We start from the raw sequence: 6,000 nt of genomic DNA, 5'->3' as shown, positions 1-6,000 counted from the left end.
CGCTGCGCTGTTTCGTGGGTATCCGCAGGCGGTACGAACCGACAACGGCCCGGAGTTCACCAGCCGCGCCTTCATGGCCTGGGCGCAGGCGCATGAGCGCCACGCGCGAGACCTTGAGCGGCGTGCAGGCGCCAGTCAACCGGTTCTCCATTGGTTTCACGTTACCGCTGGATTCGCAACCCGGTCGCACCATACAGGCGCGGACGTTCGTGCAACACGACAACGTGACCGGCACCGCAGAGCAGGCGAGCCTCTCCGGCTCGTTCGGCGCAGAGAACCGCGCAGGCTGGGGTCTTTACACCGCGCACACCCGTGAAGGCACGAACAGCTCGGCCAGCATCAACTACCAGGCGCCACTGGCGCAACTTGGCGCCAACATCAGCAGCGGTGGTGGCTACAAATCCTTAGGCATCTCCGCGTCTGGCGGGATGGTGGCACACGGCGGAGGCCTCACTCTGGCCCCGTACCTCGGTGAAACCATCGGACTGGTCAAGGTGGAGAACGGACAGGATGTGCGGATCCTTGGAGCGCAAGCCGCGACCGTCGACAGCCGCGGCTACACCGTTATTCCGCACCTGCTTCCCTACCAGCTCAACAACGTGGAGTTGGACTTCTCACAAGCATCATTGGACACGCAGGTAGACAACACCAACCTGCAGGCTGCGCCACGCGCGCGCGCGGTAGCTGCGTTCAATTTCACCGTACCGGCAGGACGTGTCATCCTGATCAAGACCGTGCTGGAAGATGGCAGCCCCGCTCCGTTCGGTGCCACCGTAATCAACGAGAAAGGCGAACAAGTGGGTGCCGTGGGGCAAGCGGGCAAAGCGGAGGCACGGATCACGGAAAACGCCGGACAACTCACCGTGAAATGGGGCGAGGGTGCGGGGCAGCAATGCTCGATGCCTTACACCTCGCAGCCCCCCGGCGATGCCAAGGCAGACAAGGCTGCGCCCGCGTATCAACCCATGCCAACGAGCCGATGCATCGCCAGAACCATGATGGCGCCGCAAAGGGCCGGCGAAAAGAGTGTGTCATGAACAAGAGCAGAACTGAAATGTCCCGAAATTTCACGGGTTTGCGATGGATGTTGGCTCTATTGCTGAGTCTTTGCGCCCTAGCTGCACAGGCGCAATGCACCACCAGTCTTCCATCGACAACGGCAATCAACTTTGGGAACGTTCCGGTGCCCTCCTCAGCCCCCATCGGGACCGTACTGGCCACACGGACGATCCCATATACGGTGAGCTGCTCTGCCGCAGGAGGGGTGCGCCACAGTGTGGTCTACGAGATCCCCACATCTCGCAGCACCGCGTACTCAGACGTGCTGGCCACCGACAATCCCGGCATCGGGGTGCGCATAACCCGAGCGGCCTCGTCCACGGGCATGACCTCCACCAACGGCAATGGGCCCACGTCCACACCGCCCTATTCCGCCAACCAGACTGTTGCGGCGAACACCTCGACGGGAGCGGCTTTGAGCTACAGCGACACGATGAAACTTGAACTGGTCAAGATCGCGGCGGGAGCCATCACGCCAGGTAACCTTGGCACCCGCTCCACCTTCATCCGCCTCGATTCAAACAGCACCCGGGTAAGCCGCACCGTGACCGACACCGGCGTCGTCTACTCGCCTGCCTGCGCAGTGCACTCATCCGTTCAGACCGTCACCCTGGACACGATTTCCGCCAACGACCTGAGCACCGTGGGCGCTGTGGCCGGCACCAAGGCATTCAACATCTCACTCACCTGTGATGGTGGCATGACTTTGCACACCAGCTTTTCCGACAACACTGTGCCGGGCAACACGACCAACGTGCTGACCAACAATGTCTCTGCCACCCAGGCGGGCGTGGGTCTGCAAATCCTGCGCAGCGGCACGCCGGTGAATTTCGGCTCTGACATGACCATCATTTCCACCTCCACCAACGGCACCCCGGTCACCATCCCTCTGGAGGCCCGCTACATCCGCCGAAGCGGAGCGCTTACGGGCGGCTTGGTCCAGGGTGTCTTTACCTACACCCTGACATATCACTGATCACGGCGCCGAGCACCAGCGTCAGTATTTTCCAGACCGCTGATTTGGCCAGAATATATATGGAAACATATATATTTCATACCTTTTTTCCGATATGTAAATGTCCCCTACGTGCTCTTAAATGTGGTCTTGCCCATCTACGCCAACAGCACGACCCTTCTGACCGCCAGCCAGTCGGGCCTGTGGACGTACGGCTTCAACGTCAACCTGGACTTCTGAGCCGCAACAGTCCGGCACAAGGTCGAGGCCGGGAGCTTGAGGACGGAATCCTCGGGCTCCCGGCCTTTTTCATGGCGCACGCATCGGGGTCTGCGTTCGCACGGGGTTTCAATGCCGCAGCGGTGATGCAGGTGATGGGAAGCGCTAATATCCAGCACCCTTGTTTGCGCCGATGCCTTGCGTCGGGACCTGCGGAATGGATCAGTTCAGTTTCGAATTCGACGCACCCGCCCCCACCGGACCCGCGCTCCCACCCTCGCCACCGCCATCGCCTGCCTCGACGTTGACGCTCGAGGAAATGGCGCGCCGGCTGGATCTGGAGGCCGACTACCGTGTGCTTCGCCGGCTGGTGCCCATTTCGGACTTCGGCCTTCCGCCGCGCGGCCCCGCCGCTGTGGCTGACCGGCAGCGGGTGCTCGTGCTGGACACGGAGACCACCGGCCTGTCGCACCGTGCCGACAAGATCATCGAACTGGCCATGCTGCTGGTGGATGTCGACCCGGTGTCGGGGTTGCCGTTCGGTCCGGTGACCCCTTTCGAAGGGTTCGAAGATCCCGGGATGCCGATCCCGGCCGTGGCGCAGCAGGTGACGGGCATCCACGATGACATGGTCAGGGGCCATCGGCTGGACGATCTGGAGGTGCAGGCCCTGGTGGCGCAAGCCGATCTGATCGTGGCCCACAACGCTGGCTTCGACCGGCCATTCGTGGAGGCACGCTTTCCGGGCTTTGCGGAGAAAGCCTGGGCCTGTTCCTTTGCGGACATCGACTGGAAGGCGGCCGGTGCCGATTCGGCCAAGCTGGGGTCGCTGGCGCAAGACCAGGGCTGGTTCTACGACGCCCACCGGGCACAGGTGGACTGCCATGCCCTGCTGCAGGTGCTCGCCCGCCCGGTGGGGCAGGGGCCGTCCACCGGGCTGGCGCAGCTGATTGCGGCGGCGGCCTCGCCCAGCTTCAGGCTGCGCGCCAACGGTTCGCCGTTCGATGCCAAGGACCAGCTCAAGGCCCGGGGCTACCGCTGGGACGCGGAAGCCAGGGTGTGGTTCTGCACGCTGGCCGATCAGGCCCGACTGGAAGAGGAACTTGCATGGTTGAAGGCCGAGATCTACGGCGCACGGGCTGCGCGGGTCGAGGTGGAGGCGCTGGACAGCCAGGTGCGTTACTCTTTGCGACCGGGTACCGTGTCGCAACGGCCGCTCTAGCCGGGGCGCCCCGCCCGCACCTCGCCAGGAACCGACCCGTTACAGTGCCCTGATGCCCCCGTCCGACGACAGCCTTTCACCCATCGCGCCGTTGCGCCGGCCCGTGTTCCGCATGCTGTGGACCACCTGGCTCATGGCCAACATCTGCATGTGGATGAGCGAGGTGGCGGCGGCCTGGATGATGACCTCGCTGACCACCACGCCGATCTGGGTGGCGCTGGTGCAGACCGCTGCGACGCTGCCGGTGTTCCTGCTCGGTCTGCCCAGCGGCGCGCTGGCCGACGGCCTGGACCGCAAGCGCTATTTCCTGTTCACCCAGCTGTGGGTGGCCGCGGTGGCCACGCTGTTGAGCGCGGTCATTTTCATGGACGTGATGTCGCCGCCGCTGCTGCTGGTGCTCATCTTCGCCAACGGCATTGGCCTGGCACTGCGCTGGCCGGTGTTCTCCGCCATCGTGCCCGAGCTGGTGCCGCGTCCGCAGCTGCCGGCGGCGCTGGCGCTCAATGGCGTCTCGATGAACGCCTCGCGCATCATCGGCCCGCTGCTGGCCGGTGCGCTCATCGCCAGTGCGGGCAGCGCCTGGGTGTTCCTGTTCAACGCGCTGCTGTCCATCGGCGCAGCGTTCATCGTGACCCGCTGGAAGCGCGAGCACACGCCCAACCCGCTCGGGCGCGAGCGGCTGGCATCGGCCATGCGCGTGGGCCTGCAGTACGTCGTGCAGTCGTACCTCATCAAGGGTGTGCTGATCCGCATCTTCCTCTTCTTCTTTCATTCCACGGCGCTCATGGCCCTGCTGGCGCTCATCGCGCGCGGCATGAAGGACGGCGGTGCCGGCACTTTCACCCTGCTGCTGGCGTCGATGGGCGCGGGCGCGATCGCCTCCACGGTGTTCCTGCCCCGCCTGCGCGGGCGCTTCTCCCGCGACGGCCTGGTGTTCCGCGGTGCGGCCATGCAGGCTGCGGCCATGGCCGTCATGGCCGTGACGCACGAACTTTGGATTGCCGTGCCCGCGATGTTCCTGGGCGGCGCGGCCTGGCTCACGGTGGCGAACACCCTCAGCGTGTCCATCCAGATGGGCCTGCCCGACTGGGTGCGCGCACGCGGCATGTCGATCTACCAGATGGCGATCATGGGTGGCAGCGCTGCCGGCGCGGCGCTCTGGGGTCAGGTCGCCACCTGGACCAGCGTGCCGGTCTGCCTGGGCATTGCCGCCTGCAGCGCCGTGCTCGCCATGGCGGCGGTCAATCGCTGGATGCCCGATGCCGGGCTGGAAGACGACCTCACGCCCAAGCGCATCTTCCCCGCCCCCTCCATTCCCGAGCCGCCCCGCCATGGCCATGTGATGGTCAGTGTCGAGTACCGCATCGACCCGGCACGCGCGGCGGAATTCCGGCTCCTCATGCTGGGAGAGAGTCGGCGCAGCCGCCTGCGGCACGGCGCGCTGTCCTGGGAACTGCTGCACGACATCAACGACCCGGGGCGTTTCGTCGAAGTCATCGTCGACGAGTCGTGGACGGATCACCTGCGGCGTTTCGACCGTGTCACGGCCGCCGATGTCGCGCTGCGCGACCGCAAGCTCGCCTTCCACCTCGGCGATGAGCCGCCCCGCGTCAGCCGTGCGCTGATGGAAACCACGGTCTGAAAGAAAACGCCCCCGTTGCCCCTGGCGGGCGCTGCTCCGTGCGATGCCGTCAGGCTTCAGCGCCGGCCTTCAGCGAGAGCTCGCGCGCGCCCTCCCGCAACGCCTGTGCGATGCGCTTCACCTGCCTGTCGTCCACGCGCGCGCCCGGGCCGTACACGGCGAGCGAACCCACCACTTTCGAGCCGGCCGAGAAGAAGGGCGCGGCAATGGCCACCGCGCCCTGGATCAACTCGTCGCGGCTGATCGCGTAGCCCGCCTCGCGGATGCGCACCAGCTCGTCCAGGTAGGCCTTCTGGCGCGCCTTCGGAATGCGGCCCTCGATGTACTGCAGCGCATCGGGCACGAAGGCCAGAATGGCACGCCCGCTCGCGCCGAGGATCACCTTCTCGCTGTGGCCGACGCCACGCTTGAAACTGAGGGGCTGCGCGCTCGGCATCTCCGCCACGCACACGCGCTCCTCGCCGTGGTGCACCAGCAGCGCCACCGTCTCGCCCGTCTGCTCCCACAGGCGCCGCATCATGGGCTGCGACAGCGTGGCCAGGTCGAGGCCGGAGGTCCACATGTGCGCCAGGTGTGCCACCGATGGCCCGAGCTGGAACCGCTGCGGTTCGCCCACCGACACGATGAAGCCGCGCAGCTCCAGCGTGCGCAGCAGCCGGTACAGCGTGGGCCGGCTCAGGTCCACCCGCTTGAGCAGTTCGCTGGCACTCAGTTGCCGGTCGCCAGCACGGAAGGCCATCAGGATGTCCAGCGCGCGGTCCACCGCCCGCACGCCTTCGTTGTTCTTGTCGGTGCTCATCGGAATCTCCCGGGGTATCGGAAGCCGCATTGTATGAAATACGTCCGCCTGATGGACAGGCTGCTCATTTTCTTTGACATGGATCAAACCCCGTTCCTAGAATG

General features: G+C 65.5%; 5 protein-coding genes. 4 read left to right on the top strand and 1 reads right to left on the bottom strand.

Going from position 1 to position 6,000, the window contains the following annotated elements; translation table 11 throughout:
- Window positions 1–92 precede the first annotated feature (92 nt).
- The 4 genes from J2X09_RS20600 to J2X09_RS20585 all read left to right on the top strand — a co-directional run bounded on the left by J2X09_RS20600 (window position 93) and on the right by J2X09_RS20585 (window position 5,097).
- Window positions 93–1,037: a fimbria/pilus outer membrane usher protein gene (locus J2X09_RS20600; RefSeq protein WP_310309184.1), complete on the top strand. Its 945-nt coding sequence runs from the start codon at window positions 93–95 to the stop codon at window positions 1,035–1,037.
- Window positions 980–2,035 (top strand): fimbrial protein, encoded by a 1,056-nt coding sequence (locus J2X09_RS20595; protein ID WP_310309182.1) that lies wholly within the window; start codon window positions 980–982, stop codon window positions 2,033–2,035. Before J2X09_RS20600 ends, J2X09_RS20595 begins: the two co-directional genes overlap by 58 nt.
- 415 nt (window positions 2,036–2,450) lie before the next feature.
- A complete protein-coding gene (locus tag J2X09_RS20590) occupies window positions 2,451–3,455 on the top strand; it encodes a 3'-5' exonuclease (RefSeq protein WP_204735141.1) in 1,005 nt (334 codons plus the stop codon).
- Window positions 3,456–3,507: 52 nt separating this feature from the next.
- The gene (locus tag J2X09_RS20585; protein ID WP_204735140.1) at window positions 3,508–5,097 is read left to right on the top strand and encodes an MFS transporter; all 1,590 of its coding nucleotides are present in this window, start codon (window positions 3,508–3,510) and stop codon (window positions 5,095–5,097) included.
- 49 nt (window positions 5,098–5,146) lie between these two features.
- Here the strand turns inward: J2X09_RS20585 and J2X09_RS20580 are convergent, their stop codons facing one another.
- Complete coding sequence (locus J2X09_RS20580) at window positions 5,147–5,896, bottom strand: IclR family transcriptional regulator (protein ID WP_204735139.1); 750 nt, start codon at window positions 5,894–5,896, stop codon at window positions 5,147–5,149.
- Between the last annotated feature and the right edge of the window lie 104 nt (window positions 5,897–6,000).

The organism is Hydrogenophaga laconesensis (assembly GCF_031457235.1).
GTDB classification, from domain to species: Bacteria; Pseudomonadota; Gammaproteobacteria; order Burkholderiales; family Burkholderiaceae_C; genus Hydrogenophaga; species Hydrogenophaga laconesensis.
Note: the sequence above shows the minus strand (reverse complement) of the source record. Positions and strands in the feature narration are given on the sequence as shown.

Coding starts and splice junctions, on each gene's coding strand:
- J2X09_RS20600 (WP_310309184.1), top strand. CDS start 93: ATGAGCGCCACGCGCGAGACCTTGAGCGGCGTGCAGGCGCCAGTCAAC.
- J2X09_RS20595 (WP_310309182.1), top strand. CDS start 980: ATGCATCGCCAGAACCATGATGGCGCCGCAAAGGGCCGGCGAAAAGAG.
- J2X09_RS20590 (WP_204735141.1), top strand. CDS start 2,451: ATGGATCAGTTCAGTTTCGAATTCGACGCACCCGCCCCCACCGGACCC.
- J2X09_RS20585 (WP_204735140.1), top strand. CDS start 3,508: ATGCCCCCGTCCGACGACAGCCTTTCACCCATCGCGCCGTTGCGCCGG.
- J2X09_RS20580 (WP_204735139.1), bottom strand. CDS start 5,896: ATGAGCACCGACAAGAACAACGAAGGCGTGCGGGCGGTGGACCGCGCG.